This window comes from Levilactobacillus yiduensis (genome assembly GCF_024718525.1).
In the GTDB taxonomy this organism is placed as follows: Bacteria; Bacillota; Bacilli; order Lactobacillales; family Lactobacillaceae; genus Levilactobacillus; species Levilactobacillus yiduensis.
The window spans coordinates 12254-34468 of the sequence record NZ_JAMXAZ010000011.1 but is presented as its reverse complement, the minus strand read 5'-3'; the positions used below and the strand labels follow the sequence as shown (position 1 = coordinate 34468).

Sequence of the window (22215 nt, the reverse complement as noted above, 5' to 3'; positions counted from 1 at the left end):
TCAATCCGAGTCGAGAGCCTATCTGTATTGCAATTATATTTAGAAGAAAAACTTGCTAGCTAACGTCACGCCCGTCAATAACACGACGGAAGACAGGGTCGCCGCCAGAAAGGCGTTGCCACCACGTTGGAAGATGACGCGGAAATTCACGCTCATCCCCAGGGCAGCCATGGCCATCCCCAAGAAGATGTAGGCCAACTTGACCAGACCGGCTAATGTGGCATCACCCAATGGTAGCCACGTACCGATGATGCTGGTCAGCAAGAAGCCGGCCATGAACCAAGGAATCGGCAGCTTGGCTGGACCAGTCGTGGTGGTCGTGCTAGCGGTTTGTCTTTGGTACCACCAGCCGATGATCAGCGCAGCGGGGGCCAGCAGCAGGACTCGGGACAGCTTGGTGATGATGGCAGTATCCAGACTGACCGGACCGCCGGCACTCCCGGCAGCCACGGCATGGGCGATTTCGTGCAGGGACCCACCTGTCATAACGCCAAATTGCACGGCCGTCAGGTGCAGCAGGGGTTTCAAGCCAATTTCAATCAGGGTGAAGACGGTCCCCAGAATGGCGACGATGGCCACGGCCAGGACTTCATTTTCTCGTTGACGTTCGGCCTTGTCAGGGCTGACCTTGATCTGCGGTGACACGCCCATGACCGCGGCGGCCCCACAGATGCTGGTCCCGGTAGCCGTCAGGATGGCCAGTTCACGGTCGACGCCGAGTTTGCGGCTGAGGTTGTAGGTCAACAGGACCATCCCCGTGACCACCACGGCGGCCAGGGTAATCGTTTTGACCCCGGCTTGGGCCAGTTGAATCAAGTTGAGCTTGAAGCCCAGTAGAATAATACCTAATCGTAAAAATTTATTGCTAATAAAGCCGATACCGGCGCGGTTGGCGTTGACCGCACGAGGTGCCAGTTGTAAGGCCATCCCTAATAATAGGGCAATGACCAGGGCACCTACTAAATTCAAATAGGGCAGTTGCGCCAGTTCGCTACCGGCGACCGCACAGACCAGTGTCAGGCCGGCCGCTCCCCAGAAACTTCGAGTCGCCATTGTGGTTCGAATATCCATGGTTGATTTCCTCCTCAATCTTTCTTAAGCAAGCTCTAGTTTACTGGAAAATAATTATAAGTTAAAATTGGGATATTTAATAATACTATAAAATTAACTTATGAGGAGTGGTCACCATGCTGGATAATCGTTACCAAACGTTACTGGTGCTTACGCAGACCAAGTCGTATACCCAGACAGCGCGACAGCTGTTTATCACCCAACCGGCCGTCACGCAACAGATCAAGAGCCTGGAAGCCGAGTTACAAATCAAATTGGTCCACTACCAACGGCCTCACCTGACCATCACCCCGGCTGGACAGGAGCTGGCGGCCTTTGTGCAGCGGGTGCAGGTCCAGGCTAAGCGGGTGGTCACGAGCTTGCAGCACCCGCAGACGCAGCGGCAGTTGACCTTTAGCACCACCTTATCGTTGAGTGAATTTTTGGCGCCGCAACTGATTCGGACCTTGCAGGAGCAGGGAGACTACCGCACGCTGACGTGTCAGGTGACCAATACCCAGGCGGCGTTGGCAGCAATCGACGACGGGACCAGTGACTTTGCCCTGATTGAAGGGAACTTCGACAAGGCACAGTACGACTATCAAATCGTGCGCGAGGAACCCTTCGTGGGAGTGGTCGCAGCCGACAATCCGTTGGCGCAAAAATCACAGGTGAGTTGGGCGGACCTAACCACCACGCCCTTGTTAGTTCGCGAGGCCGGGTCGGGGAGCCGCGAGATTCTCGTTAGCCTGGCCCAAGCCGCCAACGTCACGTTAGATGAATTTCGCCAAATCGTGACCGTCAACAATCCTGCGGCTATTCGCCAACTGCTGGTACAGGGATCCGGCATCAGCTTTCTGTATCGGTCCGTGGTCGCCCCAGAATTGGCCAGCGGCCAGTTGAAAATTCTACCACTACCAGCCGGCCATTTGCTACACGACCTCGACTTGGTTTATGCCCACGACAGCTTCTTCGCCACCGATTATCAGCGTTGGGCGCGGGTGTTGCAGGAAAACGAAGCGGGTAGTCGGTAAAATTTTTTCCCATGGTCAAAGCCATTACCCCGGCAAGTGGCATCGCTTTCCCAATGTCGCCCCAACAGAAAGATAAAAATAATGGTTGCGGGGCACAACTTCTGAGCGTAAGATTAGACAACTAATATAAAATATTGGTACTATTGTAATATTGTTGAAAAAATCTTAGAGAAGGGGTGAGCCATCGTGACGACAAAAACGAAACGGGCCATTTTTATTTTAATCTTTAGTGAATTTTTAGTGTGTTTAGGAATTAGTTTGATCATCCCGGTCATGCCATTCTTAAAGACGGAACTGCATTTATCCGCAACCGACATGGGTGTGATGAACGCGCTGTTTGCCTTTGCCCAGTTCGTGGCCTCGCCCCTGATTGGGCGGCTGTCCGATAAGATTGGGCGTAAGCCAGTGTTGACGGCTGGTCTGTTCTTATTCATGGTGTCGGAAGCTTTATTTGCGTTGACCAACTACCTGTGGGTCTTCGACATCTCCCGGTTGATTGGTGGGTTGTCAGCGGCCATGGTCGTGCCAACTGCCATGGCGCTGGCGTCAGATATCACGACCAAGCGCCAACGGGCTAAGGTCATTGGCTGGCTGTCTGCGGCCTTTAGTGGGGGCCTCATCTTAGGACCCGGTATCGGGGGTATCCTGGCTGGTATCAGCTATAAGACGCCTTTCTGGGTCGCTGCAACGCTGGGGTTGGTCAGTGCCATCGTCTTGATCAGCCTGTTGCCTAACGACGTGGAAACCAACCGCGTGGTGGAAGAGCCAGCGGCCGATGCCAAACCATCCGCGCACCCGATGACGCGGGCCTTTTGGACGGTGCCCATCATCATTTTATTTACCATGATTCTGGTCTCCTCCTTTGGCCTGCAAGGGTTTGAGAGTATCTACAGTATCTACGTCAACGAAGTCTTTAACTTTAGCCTGAGCAACATTGCCGTGGTCTTGACGTTAAACGGGTTGATCTCACTATTCCTGCAGGTCGCGATGTTTGATACCTTAGTCAGCAAGTTCGGCGAGCGCCGCGTCATTCGGATTTGTTTCTTCCTGGCTGCGGCCTGCACGATTTGGATCACGCAAGCCCACACCAAGATTGAAGTCATGGTGGCCACGCTGGTCATCTTCTCCGCGTTCGACTTACTGCGGCCAGCCATCACCACACTGTTGACCAAGGCCAGCGAATCCGACCAAGGGCTGATCAACGGGCTGAACATGTCGCTGACCAGCATTGGGAACATCGTTGGGCCTATTATGTCGGGGATGTTGCTCGACTGGAATACGCACTCGCCATACCTGGTGGTGTCCGCGTTCCTGATTGTGTCCTACCTGATGGCGTTCATGCTTAAACGTCCAGAAAGCTTGCGGCCAAATCAGTCGACGAACTAGTATCCCCCAAAATTGCGGTCACGTGGTCTGAGCTGGCCGCCTGCCGTCCGCCAAATATGAGCTGGAACGCGGTGGGCGGCGGGACGAGCCAAGGGGCGGTCTCGTCTCCTCGATTTTGAGCCGAAGTTCGCGTCTCAAAATCGCCAGTTCCCTAACCGACGTGAATCGTGTCGCTAAGGGAACTCCCACGGTTGAGCTCATATTTGGCGGACTCCGGCTACTGAGGTGATTGCCAGTCAGCAACTAGCTTAGCCCGTAGTATCGCCTGACTTTACCGTTGAATTAGAGTTAACGTACTGTTACTGATAAGTCGCAACTTGTCGAAGTTAGCCGGAACTCAGTGTTGCCAGCCAGTTGACTGGCGTTTCTTGTCAGGATTTCAAGCAATCCAGAAAGCCGTCCTCAAGCTGGCTGTGCTTCCCTGGAGCAGATAGGGACAACTGGTAACTGGTTTCACTAACTTTAGCGGCTGACAGGCTATCCAATCAGACGCTAATGGCTTAATCAAATTTCATTCTAAAAATAACCAAGAAAAAACCACGTCCCCCAAGACGTGGTTTTTTAGTTTTCCCCCAAAGACTCCGATGGCCAATACCTTTCCTGTAGCTGGGCCTGTGTCGCGCTCCCCCCGAAGGACTTGCAGACTCAGCACACACGTTGGAAGTGTCAATGGTTCGGCCGTTGCCCCCACAACGACGGAACTTTGCGGTCTGGTTTTTTATCATGAATGATTTGGTTACGGCCCAAATCATTCGTGGCCAAGCAACCAGGTGGCTCTGCTCCCCTAAGCAAGCCGCCCGCGAGAAAAGACCAGCAGTTAGCCGGTTCGTTCAGGCTGATTACCTAACCGATGTTACAGTTTCATTATATCGGCGATTACCTCAATCGATAATCCCATAATCTAATGATTGGATTACTAAATTTAACCTTATTTTCACCAGACGTGGTATGCTATTAAATAAAGAGTGAGTTTAAATTGGTCTATCCGAGTCAAAATGGCAGAATGGGGGATCTTAATATGCCACGCCCGTATCATGAACGTCTTGATTTTACCATGACACTACCGTTGAAAGTGATTTCACACGGCACTGTTGGTCCAAAAATAGTGCTCCCCCATTGGCATCAGGCAATTGAATTGGCCTATGCCTATAAGGGGCACCCGGGAACCGTCCACATTGGGGGCTCCACCTTTAAAATGGCGGAAGAGCACCTCTACGTGGTCAATTCGGAAGTTGTCCACAGCTATGAAACATTTCTAGACGAAGCTGATCAGATTGTGACCTTGTTATTGCCACAAGCTTGGTTATTTCAAGTGGTTGCCGCTAAAAAACTACCCTTTTGGGGGCCGTTGGATTTAGACCTCCGTGCAGAACCCTATCAGGAGCTGGCACGGTCGGTACATACTTTGGCGAAAAATGCGTTGACGGAGCCGGAAGCGCGAGCCGATTATTTGGCCAGTCTCGGCGCCGAATATCAACTGGTGGGCGAGCTACTGAAGCATTTGACCGTCACTGGCCAAGTCAACACTGACCAATTACCACTGCCACGGCCGTTACGCCAGGCGGTGGCGGAGATTCAGGAAAATTACAGCCAACCCGTCTCCATTGCGAAAATGGCGGAACAACTCAATTATTCCAGCGTTTATTTTTCCCGGTATTTCAAGGAATACATGGGTATTTCACCCAAGGCCTACTTGGGACAGATTCGCTTGGAACGGGCGACCCAGCTGTTGATGACGTCTAAGGAGTCGATTCAAGGCATTGCCATGAAGACGGGCTTTCGGACTGAGAAGAACTTTTTTGTGACCTTCAAACGGCATTATCAGATGACGCCCAAGACTTACCGGGAGAAATACGCCGCCGAACAATCCTGGACGTAGCGTAAACGTTGCTTGTCTAGGTGTTTTATGGTAAACTACCCTAACATGTCATAACGAATATAAGTTGAAACCAACGTCGCCGTTAACCTGACACGTTGGTTTTTTACGCGAAAATCACAGGAGGTATCGTTCATGTTAACCGTCAATAATGTCAGTATGCAGTTCTCCGACCGGAAACTCTACGACGAAGTTAATCTCAAGTTCACCCCAGGAAACTGCTACGGGGTCATTGGCGCTAACGGCGCTGGGAAGTCGACGTTCTTAAAGATCATTGAGGGCAAACTCAAGCCGACCAGTGGGACAGTTTCTTTGGGACCCAACGAGCGGATGTCAAGCTTGAACCAAGATCACTTTGCCTTTGAAGACAACTTGGTCATGGACACGGTCATCCGGGGCCACAAGAAGCTTTACGATATCATGACTGAAAAGAACGCCATTTACATGAAGCCAGACTTCAGCGACGCAGACGGGATTCGGGCCGCTGAACTGGAAGGTGAATTTGGCGAAATGGGCGGCTGGGAAGCCGAGGCTGAAGCGTCACAAATGTTACAGGCGCTGGGCATCGACGAATCACTGCACCAAGTCCCCATGAGCGAATTGACGGAGTCGCAAAAGGTGAAGGTCCTCTTGGGCCAAGCCCTGTTCGGCCATCCCGATGTCTTGTTGTTGGACGAACCGACCAACGGGTTGGATGTGCAATCCATCAGTTGGCTGGAAAACTTCCTGGCGGATTATGAAAACACCGTCATCGTGGTTTCCCATGACCGGCATTTCTTGAACCAGGTCTGCACGCACATGTGCGACGTGGACTTCGGCAAGATCACGCTGTTCGTTGGGAACTACGACTTTTGGATGGAATCCAGTGAACTGGCTGCCCAATTAAAGGCCAACGCCAACGCTAAGAAGGCTGACCAAATCAAGCAGCTGCAGGAATTCGTGGCGCGGTTTAGTGCCAACGCCTCGAAGTCTAAGCAAGCAACGTCGCGGAAGAAGCAGCTGGAAAAAATCACGCTGGACGACATCAAACCGTCATCACGGAAGTATCCATTCATCAAGTTCAACCCAGAACGGGAATTGGGCAATGACCTGGTACGGCTGGAACACGTGACGAAGGCTATCGACGGCGTAACGATCTTAGACGATGTCAGCCTGACGTTACGGCCCGGCGAAAAGGTGGCCTTCATCAGCCGCAATGACTTGACGACGACCACGTTGATGCAAATCGTGTCTGGCGAACTGGCACCCGACAGCGGTAACGTGGTCTGGGGGCAAACGACCAGCACGACCTATCTGCCAAAGAACGTCAACGATTACTTTGCGGAGAACCAAATGACCGTGATCGACTGGTTACGGCAATTTGCCTCCAAGGAGGAAAGTGACAACACCTTCCTGCGAGGCTTTTTAGGGAAGATGCTCTTCTCTGGGGATGACGTGAACCGGGAAGTCGACGTGATGTCCGGGGGCGAAAAGGTCCGTGCGATGCTGTCCAAGATGATGTTGAGTAAGGCTAACGTGCTGTTGCTCGACGATCCTACGAACCATTTGGACTTGGAATCGATCACGGCATTGAACGACAGTCTGGTTGGGTTCAGTGGCAGTATTCTGTTCACGTCCCATGACCACGAGTTCATTCAAACGATTGCCAACCGTATCATTGAGGTCAGTCCAAAGGGAATCGTGGACCGTGCCGACACGACTTATGACGAGTTCTTGGAGCACAAACAGGTCCAAGAACAAGTGGCAAAGCTGTACGATGCTGAATAATTAATTGTGTTAGGCGGTGTTTCGCCGCAATGACCAGCTGGGTCGTTGCGGTGGGGCACCGCTTTTTGTATTGTGGTAACTGACCGTCTGATAGGGGATGCCGGTTCACCCGTTGATGGTCGAGACCGTCCCTTGGCCCGACCCGGCGTCCGCAGCGTCACAACGCATATCTAACGAACGGTAAGGCGGCCCCCAAAAGACAACTGTCCAAGTCAATTTTAGGACCAAATGTTGAGCAGATTAATGGCCTGATCCCCTGAAACGATAAGGGTTGTCTGACCCTATAAGTGCATGTTAAGTTGGGGTTGTAGGCGGATGGTTAGGATGAATGATGAGGAGGAACTAATCATTAGCAAAAAAAGTAGAGTAACGTAGAAATACGTAGATGAATATGATGATTAATGGTATGCTATCCATAGAAAGGTAATATGGAGGTGGATAGCGTGGCAATGATTAAACCAAATGAAATGGCAAAGCGTCTGGGCGTTACCGTTCGAACCTTGCAAGAGTGGGATCGCAACGGTAAATTTACGGCACATCGCTCACCAACAAATCGGCGTTATTATACAGAAGAACAGTATCGGGATTACCTTGATGAAAAGCCTACAACCAAGAAAGCTGTGGCTTATGCGCGGGTATCAACGAGTGGACAAAAGGATGATTTGAAAAATCAAATTGCGTTCATTCAAACCTTTGCTAATGCTAAAGGCATTATTCTTGATGAGTTAATCACTGATATTGGTAGTGGCTTAAATTATAATCGAAAAAATTGGAATAAGCTGTTAGAAGAAGTCTTCAACAACGAAGTTGGCACAATCTTTATAACGTACAAAGATCGTTTTATCCGTTTTGGGTATGAGTGGTTTGAACGTTTATGCGCAACACATGGTGCTAAAATTGTGGTGTTAAACAATAAAGAAACGTCCTCAAACCAAGAAATAGTTGAAGATATGATAAGCATTATTCATGTTTTTTCTTGTCGATTATATGGGCTACGGAAGTATAAGCGTAAATTGGAAAATGATTCTGATTTGATGGGTGGTGATGAGCTTGATAAGAACACAAAAGGTAAGACTTTATCCAAATCACCACATGGAAAAGGTGATGGATCATCTTTGTAATTATCGCAGATACTGTTGGAATGAGGGCCTAGCTACCTGGAACGATATGTACGATTTACACACCATTGATGAAGCTAGTCCAAAACCAAGCATGTATGCTGTCCGTAATGAACTGGTCGCGAATAAAGCTGATTGGCAGTACATGCTCTCGGCCCGAACCTTACAATTGGCAATCGCTGATTTAGGAAAGGCCTGGCAGAACTTTTTCGACAAAGCCCAACCAGATTGGGGGCGACCAGCTTTCAAATCAAAGAATGCAGCTCGTCAAGGTTTTAAAACCGATCGGGCTAAAGTTGTTGCTGGTAAACTTCGCCTGGACAAACCACGTGGTGTTAAAGATTGGTATGACATTAGGGTCAGTCGTCATGCTGATTTGTCCGGTACGCTAAAGGTGGTCAGTATTTACCGCGAGAATGGTCAGTATTGGGCCTCACTGCCTTTTGAAGTTGAACTCGAAAACAAGCCACAAACGGGTAAAAATTCCGCCGTTGATGTCAACGTTGGTCATTTAAACTATACTGCCGGTGTTATCAATACTTTGCCGAAACGATTAGGCAAATTGTATCAGCGAGTCAAGTATTACCAACAGCAGTTAGCTCATAAACGCGTCGTGAATGGAAATAAGGCAACTAAAAGTAATAATTATGCTGTAATGAGAGCCAAATTGCAGCGTGACTATCGTAAGGTGGCTAATATCCAACATGACATCATGCAAAAGTTTACGACGGAGCTGGTCAATAATTACGACAAAATTATCATCGAAGACTTATCCGTCAAGGACATGCAAATGAGTCACGTTGCTTCCAAAGGCTTACAACGGTCTATGTTTGGCTATTTTCGCCAAGTACTCAGCTACAAATGTGCCTGGTATGGCAAGAAATTGTTACTGGCAGATAAGACTTACCCTTCAACCCAGCGCTGTTCCAAATGTGGCTACATTAAGCATGGTACCGACAAAATCACGCTCCAAGGCAATGCACAGCATCAGACTAAACATAATGAATATATTTGTTACAACTGTAGTGCTATCCTTGATCGTGACGAAAACGCCGTTGCCAATCTATTGGATTTAATTTAAAACAATTTTAAGGGGCTGGCTATAGTCCTCAAACTGTCACAGTTAGTCAATGTGATTACTCCCTAGTGGAATATCAGAATACCGGTGTTATAACGGCAGTAAGCAAAAATAATGAAAGGAAATATGCAACCTTTCTAAATGTAGAAAAACATCGTGCTTTTCTATATTTCTCCATATTTTGCATAGCAGGATGAATGATGACTAAAGTAGACAATACCCCACAATCAGCACACCTGGAACTTGATTTAGACCCGCAATTAATGCAGGATGTCACCCACGTTTACCAAAAATACGGCATGAGTGTGACGACGGCAATTCACTTATTTTTACAACAATCGGTGAGTGATCAGGACTTGCCATTTGATGTTGAGTTGAGTCCCAAACAATTTCAGGCAGAAATCGCCCGGGAAAAGGCGACCGGAGATTTACAATCATTGGCGGCCGTTGAAGCGTTGTGGCCAGATTGCCCTGACCAGTGAATTTTAGCCCAGACTTCAGCACCAGATATGCGGCGACAGAAAGGGTCTGAGACTTTGGTCCCAGACCCTTTCTGTAAGGTTAAACTTGTGCAGTGGTTAGTTAAAACAGGCGAATCAAGACGACCCCGCCAATCAGGACGAGTAGCCCCAGTAATTGCACGGCGACCACTGGCTTGCGTTTGGCGCCCAGCAAGCCGAATTGATCGACTAGCAGGCCACCGGTGATTTGCCCCAGCAAGGCGAATACGACCGTCTGACCAGTACCGATGATGGGGGCCAGATAGGCGTTTCCCAGTACGAAGAGGCCACCCATAGCGCCACCCAGCCAGATCCACCAGGGCTTGCCGCGGCCGACCGCCCGTTTGATAGCGGTGAAGCTGCGGTGGACGACTAAGACGATGAAAAATAGGCAAATCGTCCCGATCAGAAAGGAGATGAAGGCTGCGTGTAATGGCGAATCGAGGACGCGGCCCAGGCGGCCGTTGATAGTGGTTTGCGTGGCACCCAGGGCACCGGTGACGATTCCCAGTAGACGCCAAGGCCAGGGCTTGCTGGCGCGCGTCGTGGTGGTTGACTGGTGATTTAACAGGTCAGGGAGGGCCACAGTAATGATGATACCGGTTAGCGCCAATAATAGCCCTAGGATACGCACCAGATTCAGCGGCTGGGGTGTTGCATGGAACCAGCCGAAATTATCGATGATGGCGCCCATTGTCACCTGGCCCAAAATGGGCATGATGGCCGTCTGCACCCCGCCAATGTGGGGGAACAGCAGAATGTTGGTCGTGAGGAAAATCACGCCCAGTAGACCGCCGAGCCAGATCCACCAGGGCTGCTGGGTCAGCGTGCTGCCGGCAATGCCAAAGGACTCTTGTTCAATGACCATGACGAGGGCTAAAAAGAGCGTGCCAATGGTAAATGACACGAAGGACGCCTGGTAGGGTGAGCCAATAAAGCCGCGTAGGCGTGAGTTGACGGCGGTTTGTAGCGAGAGAATAATACCGATAACGATTCCGATGGTGATGGGCAGCATGGGGGTTCCTCCTCAAAATGGGTTAATCATCGTGACACAAAAAAAGAGGGCGCCACGAAGGTTCCCTCTAAGTATAGCTTATTTGTCGGCTAAAATCGCCAGTTCGTCAATGCGGCGGAAGAACCCATCATGATCGACGCTCGTGACCAGCGTGATGGGGCGGCCAGTCGGCGTTTCAAAGGTACGGCCGCGTCCAGGGCCACTCGTCAGGACGTCACTGGTGACCTGCTTGGTCGTAACGATGGCAGGGGTTTCGCTGGCAACCGTGGTGAGAACGTCCCAGAGGAAGTAAGTCGAGTTGGTTTCAAAATGTTGAAGGGCGGGTACTAACGCGTAGCCTTGGCCAATGAAGTCGATGGCGGGATGTTGGCGTTGGACTGCCCAGTGTTGGCGAATAGCGGGCGTTAACGGTACCTGTCGGGTACTTTCCAGGCCGACCATTTGGATGTCGAGGTCGCTGTCCCAAACGGTCTTGACCGCTTCGGGGTCCCAAAAGGCATTCCATTCGGTCGTGCCGTCTTGTTCCGGTTCGGCCACGTTGCCACGACCGTCAAAGGTGCCGCCCATCCAGTAAAGCTTGTCGATTTTGGCGGTGATGCTAGGGTCGGCTTCTAAGGCACGGGCCAAATCGGTTAACGGACCAGTCATCACCAGCGTCGTGGGTTCGGCCGCCTGCTTGACCTTATCGACGAGGTCCAAATGTGCTGGCTTGGCCGCAACGGGCGTGGTGACCGTGCCCGCTTCGTTAAGAATAGGCAGGGCATCTAAGCTAAAGGCGTCGAGCCGCCATTCTTTGGGGAAGGGATGTACGCCACGGGAATCGGAAGCGGCAACATCGAGTTGGGCGCCGTGGCCGAACCGGTCAATGATCTTGCGACTAGCGGCTAGTGCAGGTTCCAAATAGGAATCCGCGCCCACTACACCCACCCCGGTCAGATGGACATCGGGCATTTGTAGCAGTAACAGTAAAGAAACTAAGTCATCAACGCTACCATCGTGGTTAAAATACACATTACGCATGAATGATCTCTCCTCTTTCACCGAACATTATTTGAAATGAAACATTTGATAGTTCATAGTTTACCGAACTTGATTGGAGAATGCAAGTGACGTGAGAGACTATTTTTGTGTTAGTGGTATGACCTGACGTCAATTTTCAAATCAATAAGTTGATGCTATTAACGCTTGCAGTACAGCGACTTTTGGTGAAACTGGTTGTGTGAACATGTTATTAAAAAATAAATTCCTTACATAATTTCTGTAATATCGGGGTAGCGGAATACAAAAGCAAAATTCGGGCTAAACACGAACTTTAAACCGTTTTACCCACTGACCAACCCACACCTCTCAGTGACCGGCTATTGACGCTCCAGCCAATGACGTCGTAAGCTTAGACTAAGTTAGCGAGAGGGGCTTCGAACATGAATTTTAAAACAAATGATGGCGTAAACTTAGTCTATGATGATCAGGGCAGTGGAACACCGATCGTTATCCTGACGGGGATTGGCGGGAGCCGCAAGATTTGGGCAGCGCAAGTGCCGGTTCTTTTGGCGAACGGGTATCGTGTGATTAATATTGACGCGCGGAACCAAGGGGCATCGGACCAAACCGTTCAGGGCCGCCGCATCTCACGGCACGCAATGGATGTCGCTGAAATAATGACGGCGCTTGACCTTGACCAAGCCATTTTACTGGGCAATTCATTGGGTGCGGCGACGTTTTTTGCCTATCTATCGTTATTTGGCGAAAAGCATGTCAAAGCCGTGATTGACGTGGATCAAAGCCCTAAAATGGTGGCGGACGCTGATTGGCCATTTGGGTTTAAGCAGCTGACCTGGGATAACTTCCCACAGGTATTAGCGGATCCGATGGGCAAGTCCACGGCGGGCCGGATTGATGATGCGGTTTACGCTCAAATCCACGAGGAAAAGCAGAAATACCCGTATGACGCGGCGCTAAACTATCCACTGATGGTCGACCACGCTGCGCAGGATTGGCGGGATGTACTGTCCCAGTTACAAGCGCCGTTCCTGATTGTAGCGGGCGAGCAATCGCCATTCTTTGATCCGAAATTCGCGGCGATTGCTGCCAAACTGGCACACCACGGTACGTCACAAATTGTCCCAGCTGCCGGCCACATCGTCATGGCAGAACAGCCTGAGCACTTCAATCAAGTGCTGCTGGACTTCTTGCGGACACTCGACTAGTGACCACGAGACCGGATTGGGTTTCCCAGCCACTTTAGCCAAGATTAAGGAAACATCCCTATACTAAGAAACAAGTTAACGACCAAGTGGTTAACGGAAAGGATGAGTATTGGGATGAAACCAGTTCGTCAGGGCCCTAAACATTGGCTAGCGCTACTAACCGCCGGCATCCTCTTGTTCGCAGGTGGCGGGGGGACGGGCTATATGCTGGGCCAGCAACAGGCCAAGTCCGCCCAAACCACGCAAATGAAAAATGCCCCGAAAGGCATGAAGAATCGGCCGTCGGGGGCACCTAGTGGTATGCCAAATCAGAGCAGCAGTAGCGGTAACTAAAGATTTCAAGACGAAAACCGGCTAGAATCGTTGTCACCATGCGGTTTATGGCGTTAAAAGTAGTCGTTTACAGCTTTATAGTGGAAACTGGTCGCCTACCGTCCGCCAAATATGGGTTGGAACGCGGTGGGCGGACCGGACCGAGCCTGAGAAGCGGTCTCGGCCTCGCTTTGAGCCGAAGGTCGCGTCTCAAAGACGCCAGTTGCCTAAGCGGCATGAATCGCGCCGCTAAAGCAACTTCCACGGCTGAACCCATATTTGGCGGACTCTCAGCTACAAGAGTACTTGCCAGTAACAATTGGTGTAGCCCCAGGTAGTAGCCACTTTACCAACTAACGCTACTGGGTCCAACACAGTGTTACTGACAAGCACTAACTTGCCGGAGGCAGCCAGGGTGGAGCCGGCTGTGTCGACGTTGTAGGCTGAGGTCTTTTCTCAGCCTACAGCGTGGGACGACTTGGAAGCCTGACTGCTTCTGTCAGGCTTTCAAGCGAACCGGAAGACCGTTTCTCAGGCTGGAGGTGTTTTCCCCAGAGCAGGCGGAACCCTGGCTGACGCAGGCTCCTGGTTTTACTAATTTTAGTAATCAGAACACTGTCGTTTTGGAAACCAACGCGTTAAGTCTACTTTCAATCTTTTGGTAATTAATCCGTGCAGCATCGTCCAGTGAGCCGGTGCTGTGAACGATTGTCGGCACTACCTATAAAGATGACTAAAAATGACCTACCCCGTCAAATGAGGTAGGTCATTTTTCATGACACAAATTATTTCATAGCTGGTTTAATAGCCTTTAACCCGACCGTGGCACTTCCAGGATACAGGGCCATGCGTTGGGCACGGTAGGTCCAGTCGCCATGCTTGAAATGGGTGCGGTCAACGTCAAAGACGATTTGGTTCGTCTTCCGGTTGACCTCGACGAACTCACTGCGTTTCCCATTGCTGGCGTAACCGAAGCCAATCAACGTATTGTGGCGACCGACGGCGTAACTACTACCGACGATGTTGGTGAAGTTGCGTTGGCCCAGCGACTTGCCGAAGCTCCAGGTCTTGGTGACCGTGTACTTCAGTTGGTCGATCGAGACGATTTCTCCGGCCGACCACTTTTTGGATTGCTTGGTCTTACCACGGGTCACGGGCACGTTGTTGTCATAGAATTCCAAGGCAATCGATTCACCCTTGTTCTTGCGCGTGTGAATGATATTGACCGCGTGTTGGCCGCCGCTGTAGCGGAAATGCTTGGTCGTTGGCTGCAACAGGTAGGCTTGGTAACGTTGCGGCAGCTTTTCTGGCGCCGCTAAGATCCACTGCAACTTGGTCGTCTTGTAGTTGATGGCAAAAATCATATCCTGATTACGACCAGAGACGATCAGCTCATCACGTTGCGGATCATAGACCATCGAGTTTTGATGGAACCAGTCGATCTTGCCATCAGCCCGGTGTGTCCCATCGTATTGGGTGTATGCCGATTTCGGCAAAATGCGCTTGAGGTCAATCACCTTGACGATCTTAGCCGTCTTGTAATTGATCTCAATCATGGTGTCCTCGACGTACTTGCTACTCCCGTCATCGACCGTCAGCAACAGGTTGTGGTTCGGCAGTTCAATGGCATCGTGGTGGATCACCGTGTTGGTTGCCAACTTGCTGTGGTCCTTACGAGTCGGAAATTGGCCTTCAAAGTTGTACTGGCGGTAAACGCGACCGTAGAAGTCGGTCTCCCGCAGCGCGTTGTATTTGTGCGCACTTGCTGAAATCTTAGTCAAAATCAGCAGGCGGTTGTTGGCTAGGCGCTTGAAGACGTGGGAAATGGGATTGGTGCTGTACCAACGGACCTGACCACGAGCGTCCAGACCGTAAGTGGTCCCTTGGCTGGACACGGCAAACGTCAGCCAGTTGTTGCCCTTACCCAGCGCCATCTTTTGGGGATGGCTCGTCTTGAGCGTATTCTTGCCGATGCCGTGGGGCGCCTTACCCGTCTTCAACGTGTAGGTGGCGTAACTCTTGCGACCGTTCTTTTGGGTAAACGTCAACGTCACCCGATTGGTCCGGTTGGCGTACAGGCCAAGAACGCCGACGGAATGGGCCGTCCGGTAGCCAGCAACGTGTTTGGTCAGCGTGGTCTTAGGCGTATCGCCGTGAACCGTCAGCTTGACCTTGGTAGCTGCGGTCGTCTTGACCAGAATCAGGCCGGACAGCGGCGAGGTCTTGTAAGGGTTAACGATGACCTTGGCATGGGTGATGCCAGTCTTCACGTGGCGCAAGTCATTGCGGTAAGTCGTATTGAGTCGGTTAGTCGCCGTCGTGTTTTTGGTTGACACGGCCGGTCGTAAGTTGAGTTTGATTTGGTTGGTCGACAGAATATTCTTTTTTGAATAATGTTGATGGACCAACAAAAGGCGCCGGACGTTGTGCCGCTGCTGGTAGGCGGTTGCGCCGCCACCAATTACCAGCACCACGAGCACGCCCAGGCTTATCTTCCAAAACTTTTTCATGATATGTATTAACTCCTCAAATATTTTCCGTGTTAATCACGAATGAATGCTCTTGCCATTTTAGCAATTATTTTATTAAAATTCAACCGGACCCCCGTGTGACGGCACTTTCTGATGCTATTAGTCCGAAACTAAAGGTTGCAAGTACAAAAACACCTGATAATACTCAGCTGACAAAGATGGTGAACATTAAATGAGTCCATGCCACCACCTGCGGCTGTCAGAGATTCCGGTAGCTATGGGGAACGCCGGCGGCCTAAGGAGCGGTCCGCCGACTCGGTTTGAAGATTGACGCAGTACAAACCAGTACGATAAAATTAGGTATCGTCACATGGTAGGCGGGCGGAGCGAGTCAAAGCCCACGCCGCAGTCGCTATCGTTACGACGCTAAATCTTGTATACTGTTACTATCAAGGTGAGACGGGTACTTGCGGCCTGTCGGGAGGAGAATCACATTTGGATAAACAAGATCGACTAAATTTTAAATTAGGGGCTAAGCAGCAGGTTTCTAGCAATTTTAAATTTTATTTACTGCTCTCCATTCTGTGGATGGCCATGCAATGGATCGGCAGTAGCATGTACGCCCGTGACGTGAGTTGGGCCGAACGCGTCTTGAGCGATGGCAGTACCGCGATTGGCTGGAACGGCTTCTTCTCGTTTGCGGGGATGTTCTTCTTAGTGGCCAGCATGTTGCGGGTGGGGGTTCGCTTGACCATGATCGATTTGGATCGGGGCAAGATCGAAGCCAACAATCCCATCCAACGGAGTTTTGCGCTGTTCGACAAGGGGCAGTACTTCCTGGGCTGGATCTTCATCAGCATTCTCACGGGAATCTTCGTGGCTCTGTGGTCCCTATTGCTGGTGTTCCCAGGCATCATCAAGGCCTACGCCTATTCCCAGGCGTTCTACATTTACCGGGATGCGTATGACCGCGGTGAAAAAATGTCGGCGCTCCAGGCAATTACGGCGTCACGGAAATTAATGGATGGCAACAAAGCGTTCCTGTTTATCATGGACCTGAGTTTTATGCTCTGGTTCATCCTGGTTGCCATCACGTTCAACATTGCCGGACTGTTCGTGGATCCGTACTACGACCTCACGCGGGCCAAGTTCTACAACCAGCTGGTCGTGCGGCAACAAGACGTTCCCGGGGGCACGCACTTTACCACAACTGACCAGAATTCTGAAAATTAAGAATTGCTAAAGAAGGCATGTCGGAGCCAGGGACGCTTGGTTCTGGTTACGACAAGATAGATTCAGAGATACCAAGGCGTTTGGGCATTTTTCCCAAGCGCCTTTTTTCATGGCAAAGGTTCAGCCGCTCATCTAGTTAAAGCTGTTTGCACTTAATATTGGGGAAAAGCGCTTGTCAAATCGAGTGTACTAGGTATAATAGTACACACAGGACACGTAGCCAACCACCAAGGGGTGAACCAAACATGCAAATGAATGATTCCAGTCTGCCGTACTACGAGCAACTGGTTTGGCGGGTCAAGCAACAGATCGTCCAAGGCATTTTAAAGCCGGGCGACCGGTTGCCGTCGGTCCGCGATATGGCGCGACAAGAACAGCTGAACCCCAACACGGTCAGCAAGGCTTACAAGCAATTGGAAACGCAACAGGTCATCACCACCGTTCACGGTAAGGGCACGTACGTCCGCGAGTCCGCAACGGCGCCGGGCAATTCGGCCCAGGTGGTTGCCAGCAAGAAGCAACTGCTCACGTTACTCACGGAGATTCGCTATCTAGGCGTGCCGTTAGATGAGGTCGTGAGTTGGATCAAACAGGCATATGAGGGGGTAGAGCAGTGACCTTACAAGTAAACAAGTTAAGCAAGAAAATCGACAAGCGCCAAATCATTTCGGATATCACCTTTAACTGGGCGCCGGGTGAAATCATTGGGCTAGTCGGTCGTAACGGTGTCGGTAAGACCACGCTGTTTCGGACCATGGTCAACCATTACGTGGCGGATACTGGCCTGGTGACGGTCGATGATGACCCGATCCAACGGGTGCCCGCGCGGCAACACGATATTTTCTTTTTGGATACGCAATACAATTTTTTAAGCAATTATAGTTTGAAGGAACTGCCTGATTTTTACGGGGTGGTCTATCCGAATTTTGACCGACAACGCTACATGGACCTCCTGAAACACTTTGCGTTAAATGCCGGTGACCAGTACCGGCGGCTGTCTAAGGGGATGCGGGCGATAGTCAATGTTATTTTGGCAATGACCTCCAACGCGACGTACCTGATTTTGGACGAACCGTTTGATGGGCTTGACGTTATCGTGCGTGAAAATATTGCAACGATGGTTATTGATGAGGTGGCCGACCAACGCAAGGGCTTTTTGATCTCTTCGCATGACCTAAACGAGCTGGACGGCTTGAGCGACCGGGTCTTATTGCTCAAGGACAGTCAGCTTGCTCATGACTACAACCTGGAAGACATTCGGGCCACGGCTAAGAAAATTCAGTTGGTCTTGCCGGACAAGACGATTCCGGCGGTGCTCAAGGAACACAGTCACCTGATCCGCGTTTCCGGTCGGGTCCTGGTGGTGGTCATCACGAATTACACGGCAGACATCGACCAGCAGTTACGGGCTTTGCATCCGGTCTTACTGGAAGAATTACCGTTGACACTCGAAGACCTGTTCCGGGCGAATTTGGCGCACGACACAGGCTATCAATTACTCAAGTAGGGGGCAGAGACTTTGCAAAAACAAGTGACGAAATTAATCTGGCGGCGTCATCGCCGGATGTTTGTGCTGGCCGGGCTGCTCTCCATCCTGGTGGGCGTGGCGGATGACTTGATCACCTTGCATACACTGAGTCAAACGGAGGGACACTATGATCTGGTGAAGACCAGCATCAATCAGTGGCGTGTGTATGATGGGGGTAACTTTCCGGCATATTCCTTTTGGCTATTCATCGTAGCCTGGGTCTTAGGACTCCTGTTAATGAATCAGGACCTGACGGATAACTTTAATCAATTCTTATTTAGTAGCGGCTTTTCCCGCCAACGGGTCTATTGGACTAAGTTGTGGCAAGGCCTTCTCGCAATGTTCGTGATCGTCGTCTTGACGCTAGCCGTTCAGTATGGTATTTTTTGGGTCAGTCTCCCGGCCCGAATCGGGTTTCACCTGGCGTGGCCGGGACTGATCACCTCGTGGGTTTGTGGTTTGGCCAACTCCTTGGGGATGTTTGCGATTTGCTGGTTTGCGGCTCTGATTGTGGGACAGACTGGCGCTTTGGTCGTGACGCTCATTGGATTTACCCTATCACTGTCTGGCGTGGCCGCTATTTTTGAACGATTATACGACAAAAATGGCATCGGGTTAGGCCTACACGGCGGCCAATTGTCCTGGCTGACTGCTGGGGCTTGGGTCGTGGCGGCCCTGATCCTATTCATCTGGGGCGCGTACTTGTATCAGCGCTTGTCGCTGGAACACAACGGAGAGTATCTACTCTTCCCAGGTTTGCGCGTGCCGGTTTACATCGTATTCGTCCTGTATGTGACCCTCATCAACGGGTTCAACAATGCGGACGGTTACAGCACCATCATCAGCTTCTTGGTCTCAGCTGCCTTCGGGTATTTCTGGCTCTGGCGGCCTAGCATCATGGCCAAGTGGCACCGATGGCGATCACAACGTGAAGGCTAGAGAGTAAGTCGGCGTAGGGTTTGAACGAAACAATTGGTAGTCCACGGATTATCAAGGGGAGTGACCAGCAGCGTTGGGGAACGCGGCTGGTCAACGGTCCGGTGAAAGTAGCCGGACAACGAAAAAAATGGTGTTTCTGACTGGTTAGACAGTGGGAACACCATTTTTGTTTGGGTTGAAATTGATCAGGCTGGCCGCCTCCCGTCCGCCAAATATGAGCCGGAACGCGGTGGGCGGCGGGACGAGCCAAGGGGCGGTCTCGTCTCCTCGACTTTGAGCCGAAGACCGCGTCTCAAAATCGCCAGTTCCCTAACCGGCATAAACCGCGCCGCTAAGGGAACTCCCACGGCTGAGCTCATATTTGGCGGACTCCCGGCTACGGAGATGTTTCACTGCCAATCGGGTTAGTTCTTAGCAACAGGTGAGCTGTAGTCAAATCTGTTTCAATTCGGTGTCACTGACAAACGCTAACCTGTCGGAGTCAACCAGTATTCAGAGTTCCCAGCTGTGTCGGCTCCAGCTAGTTGACGTTTCTTATCAGAATTTCAAATCGGCCATGCTGTAAGCTGAGAATACTTTTAGCTAACGCCAACTTTCATTTCTAATTGCTTCTGGTCAGCACGGACCATCTCGTCAGCCATTTACCAATCAAGGTTAAGTCCGATGCAAATACCAGTCGTAGATGGCGTGCGCCGCGTCAGCGTGGAGGTAGCGCAACTCGATGGCCTGGTTGCGATTGCCGTGGCGGATATTGACCACCAGATGTGCCAGGTGCGTGCGTTTCATCCAAATGGACCGGGTCAGCTTCATTGATTGAATCTTGTTGGTCGGAATGTAGTACAGCTCCCGTTCCCAGAAATGGCCGGTCTGCAATGCCAATAATTTCGGCGACAGCAGGCGGCCCGCCGTGTTGCGAGCAGCAAAGCGGCCCTGAAGTGCGGCGATTGGCAAGAGAATCAAACTCATCCAGCCCCAGCTAGGCCACAGCCACCACAATAGGGCGATGGGCACCGCGACGACCAGCATCGTATTTCGCATTTGATACCAGCTGTGGGCAACGTGGAGGTCCGCCAGATCTGGCTGGTGGTCCGGCAACCATTGAATAAAGGGCTGCATGGTGCGGTAGACGATGTCGCTGGCAATCACGGGCATGACGACCAGGTCGTTGTCATCGTCATCACTAGCGGCCTTGGACGCAACCAGAATTTGAACCGTCTGGAGGTGTAGCCATTGGCGCAGGATGTTTTGCTTGATGCGGACGGCCTGGAGTCGGTCTAGTGGCGCAGTGACGGTGTTGCGCTGGAACAAGCCCTTGGCGGCGACCAATTGGTGACCGGACCGGGAGAGTTCAAAATGATAGTAGCGCGTCAAAGTCCATAAGAAGGCGCCCAGCCAGGCAATCAAGATGATGACGACAGCCCCAGCAATCAGCAGGGTCAGGGCCAAATGGCTGGCGTCAGAGACCAGGGCGTCGGTCATGTTGCGGGGAATCTTATTGTACAGGCCCAGTAGGACCAGCAAAAACGGAATGAAGATCAGGGACGTCAGACCAAATTTGACCAGGTCGCGGTAATTGATCTGATAATACGCGGCTGGGGCGACAGTATCGGCAATCGGCGATGGTTCAGCCGGTGGCGTGTCTGCGGTCGGTGCTGCCGTGACTGGCGTTGGGTCGGTCGTCGCTGTTTGACGATAGTGATTGATCTGTTGAGCAACGGTGATGGGTACCGCGGCCAGTCGAGCTTCCGGGGCACTGTCGGCGTGGCTGGCCGTTTCAATCAGGACCTCTTCTAACTTAAATGGCCGCAGGTAAAACCACTGCTTGCTTTGGACCGTTTGAATCCGCGTGTAGGGGATGTGCTCGTGGTGCCGGACGAAGACGCCAGAGTGGACCACCACCGCGTCAGGCGTGATAGCGTAGGTCAGCGTCAGCCATTTGGCACATGGCCAGATGAAGAAGGCCAAGATTAAAATGATTAGGATTCCCCAGAACCAGATTGACGTGTGGTCGTGATTGGTGAAGACCAGAATCAACAAGAACCAGTAGTCCTTGATCGACTTGGCAATGTGCTGGAGCAGTCCTAAGGGATGGGTGCGTCTAGGTTTGGTCATGGCGCGCCTCCTGTGCCAAGCGCATGATCTGTTCACGGAGACGCTCGGCTTCAAGGAGCTCGAGGCCTTCGATATCATGGCTAGTGGCCGCGGTGGCAATCGAGACCTTGGTCAGTTTTTGCCATTGCAGCAACGGCCCGGCGTTTAAGGTGACGTTTTGGACCCGGGCAATCGGGATAGCCACGCGCTTTTGGAAAATGAACCCGGACTGCATTTCCACGGCCAGGTCGGTGATGTGATAGCGAGTAAAGCGGTAGCGGTAGGGAATCAGGCCGGCCTCAATCAGGGGCTCGATGACGGTTAGAATCAAGGCAAAGACGGTGATCCAGATGGACCAGTCCCAGTAACGGTAGGTTAACCACAGTAGCCCGCTGATGACCAGCAGGGCAACGAGGCTACCGAGGGCGCTCAGGCCCCAGATACGTTTGATACGTGGGGGTAATTGGTGATTAGTTGATGACATAGAACTCCTCCCTTGTAGTAGTCTAAGTGTAGCAAGTCCACTCTACCTTGACAATAGGCGGTAGCAAACAGTTAGGAGTTGAACTAAAGCCGGCATAAACGGTTAGACCATTAAGACGAAAAAATG

Annotated in this window: 18 protein-coding genes and 2 pseudogenes; 14 read left to right on the top strand and 6 right to left on the bottom strand. The window is 51.3% G+C overall.

The window, feature by feature from the left end; genetic code table 11:
• Positions 1-39: 39 nt before the first annotated feature.
• Complete coding sequence (locus NGM66_RS07905; RefSeq protein WP_208907648.1) at positions 40-1071, bottom strand: YeiH family protein; 1032 nt, start codon at positions 1069-1071, stop codon at positions 40-42.
• Between the two features lie 116 nt (positions 1072-1187).
• Here NGM66_RS07905 and NGM66_RS07900 point away from each other — a divergent pair, with 116 nt between their 5' ends.
• From NGM66_RS07900 to NGM66_RS07870, 8 genes and pseudogenes are all read left to right on the top strand, one after another.
• On the top strand, positions 1188-2084 hold the full coding sequence (locus NGM66_RS07900; RefSeq protein WP_208907649.1) for a LysR family transcriptional regulator: 897 nt from the start codon (positions 1188-1190) through the stop codon (positions 2082-2084).
• Positions 2085-2270: 186 nt separating this feature from the next.
• Entirely contained in the window at positions 2271-3470 is a 1200-nt protein-coding gene (locus NGM66_RS07895) for an MFS transporter (RefSeq protein ID WP_208907650.1), read from the top strand.
• Positions 3471-4473: 1003 nt separating this feature from the next.
• The gene (locus tag NGM66_RS07890) at positions 4474-5349 is read left to right on the top strand and encodes an AraC family transcriptional regulator (RefSeq protein ID WP_258115529.1); all 876 of its coding nucleotides are present in this window, start codon (positions 4474-4476) and stop codon (positions 5347-5349) included.
• Between the two features lie 132 nt (positions 5350-5481).
• Entirely contained in the window at positions 5482-7113 is a 1632-nt protein-coding gene (locus NGM66_RS07885) for an ABC-F family ATP-binding cassette domain-containing protein (protein WP_208907652.1), read from the top strand.
• Positions 7114-7556: 443 nt separating this feature from the next.
• Positions 7557-8192: pseudogene (locus tag NGM66_RS07880) on the top strand (IS607 family transposase); the annotation flags it as partial.
• Positions 8158-8229 (top strand): annotated as a pseudogene (locus NGM66_RS14405) (hypothetical protein); the annotation flags it as partial. The pseudogenes NGM66_RS07880 and NGM66_RS14405, both read left to right, overlap by 35 nt.
• Entirely contained in the window at positions 8206-9312 is a 1107-nt protein-coding gene (locus NGM66_RS07875) for an RNA-guided endonuclease InsQ/TnpB family protein (protein WP_258115528.1), read from the top strand. The pseudogene NGM66_RS14405 and the gene NGM66_RS07875, both read left to right, overlap by 24 nt.
• Before the next feature lie 194 nt (positions 9313-9506).
• Positions 9507-9791, top strand: a complete 285-nt coding sequence (locus NGM66_RS07870) for a type II toxin-antitoxin system RelB/DinJ family antitoxin (protein ID WP_208907655.1) — start codon at positions 9507-9509, stop codon at positions 9789-9791.
• A gap of 100 nt (positions 9792-9891) precedes the next feature.
• Here the strand turns inward: NGM66_RS07870 and NGM66_RS07865 are convergent, their stop codons facing one another.
• Both NGM66_RS07865 and NGM66_RS07860 read right to left on the bottom strand, forming a co-directional pair.
• Positions 9892-10824: a DMT family transporter gene (locus tag NGM66_RS07865; RefSeq protein WP_208907656.1), complete on the bottom strand. Its 933-nt coding sequence runs from the start codon at positions 10822-10824 to the stop codon at positions 9892-9894.
• A gap of 78 nt (positions 10825-10902) precedes the next feature.
• The gene (locus NGM66_RS07860; RefSeq protein WP_208907657.1) at positions 10903-11844 is read right to left on the bottom strand and encodes a nucleoside hydrolase; all 942 of its coding nucleotides are present in this window, start codon (positions 11842-11844) and stop codon (positions 10903-10905) included.
• A 401-nt stretch (positions 11845-12245) separates the two neighbouring features.
• Here NGM66_RS07860 and NGM66_RS07855 point away from each other — a divergent pair, with 401 nt between their 5' ends.
• Positions 12246-13031 carry an alpha/beta fold hydrolase gene (locus NGM66_RS07855; protein ID WP_208907658.1) on the top strand — a complete coding sequence of 262 codons (786 nt, stop codon included), beginning with the start codon at positions 12246-12248 and terminating at the stop codon, positions 13029-13031.
• 114 nt (positions 13032-13145) lie between these two features.
• Positions 13146-13364: a hypothetical protein gene (locus NGM66_RS07850; protein ID WP_208907659.1), complete on the top strand. Its 219-nt coding sequence runs from the start codon at positions 13146-13148 to the stop codon at positions 13362-13364.
• Between the two features lie 764 nt (positions 13365-14128).
• Here NGM66_RS07850 and NGM66_RS07845 read toward each other — a convergent pair.
• Complete coding sequence (locus tag NGM66_RS07845; protein ID WP_208907660.1) at positions 14129-15853, bottom strand: aryl-sulfate sulfotransferase; 1725 nt, start codon at positions 15851-15853, stop codon at positions 14129-14131.
• Positions 15854-16309: 456 nt separating this feature from the next.
• On the opposite strand from NGM66_RS07845, the gene NGM66_RS07840 reads away from it, so the two are divergent.
• The 4 genes from NGM66_RS07840 to NGM66_RS07825 all read left to right on the top strand — a co-directional run bounded on the left by NGM66_RS07840 (position 16310) and on the right by NGM66_RS07825 (position 19514).
• Positions 16310-17047: a DUF975 family protein gene (locus NGM66_RS07840; RefSeq protein ID WP_208907661.1), complete on the top strand. Its 738-nt coding sequence runs from the start codon at positions 16310-16312 to the stop codon at positions 17045-17047.
• Between the two features lie 245 nt (positions 17048-17292).
• The gene (locus tag NGM66_RS07835) at positions 17293-17664 is read left to right on the top strand and encodes a GntR family transcriptional regulator (protein WP_208907662.1); all 372 of its coding nucleotides are present in this window, start codon (positions 17293-17295) and stop codon (positions 17662-17664) included.
• Complete coding sequence (locus tag NGM66_RS07830; RefSeq protein WP_208907663.1) at positions 17661-18554, top strand: ATP-binding cassette domain-containing protein; 894 nt, start codon at positions 17661-17663, stop codon at positions 18552-18554. The genes NGM66_RS07835 and NGM66_RS07830 overlap by 4 nt, the downstream gene beginning before the upstream one ends.
• Before the next feature lie 12 nt (positions 18555-18566).
• Positions 18567-19514, top strand: a complete 948-nt coding sequence (locus tag NGM66_RS07825; protein ID WP_208907664.1) for an ABC transporter permease — start codon at positions 18567-18569, stop codon at positions 19512-19514.
• A 654-nt stretch (positions 19515-20168) separates the two neighbouring features.
• On the opposite strand, the gene NGM66_RS07820 is transcribed toward NGM66_RS07825, so the two are convergent.
• Complete coding sequence (locus NGM66_RS07820) at positions 20169-21626, bottom strand: PH domain-containing protein (RefSeq protein WP_208907665.1); 1458 nt, start codon at positions 21624-21626, stop codon at positions 20169-20171.
• Positions 21613-22089, bottom strand: a complete 477-nt coding sequence (locus tag NGM66_RS07815) for a PH domain-containing protein (protein WP_208907666.1) — start codon at positions 22087-22089, stop codon at positions 21613-21615. The genes NGM66_RS07820 and NGM66_RS07815 overlap by 14 nt, the downstream gene beginning before the upstream one ends.
• Positions 22090-22215: the final 126 nt, after the last annotated feature.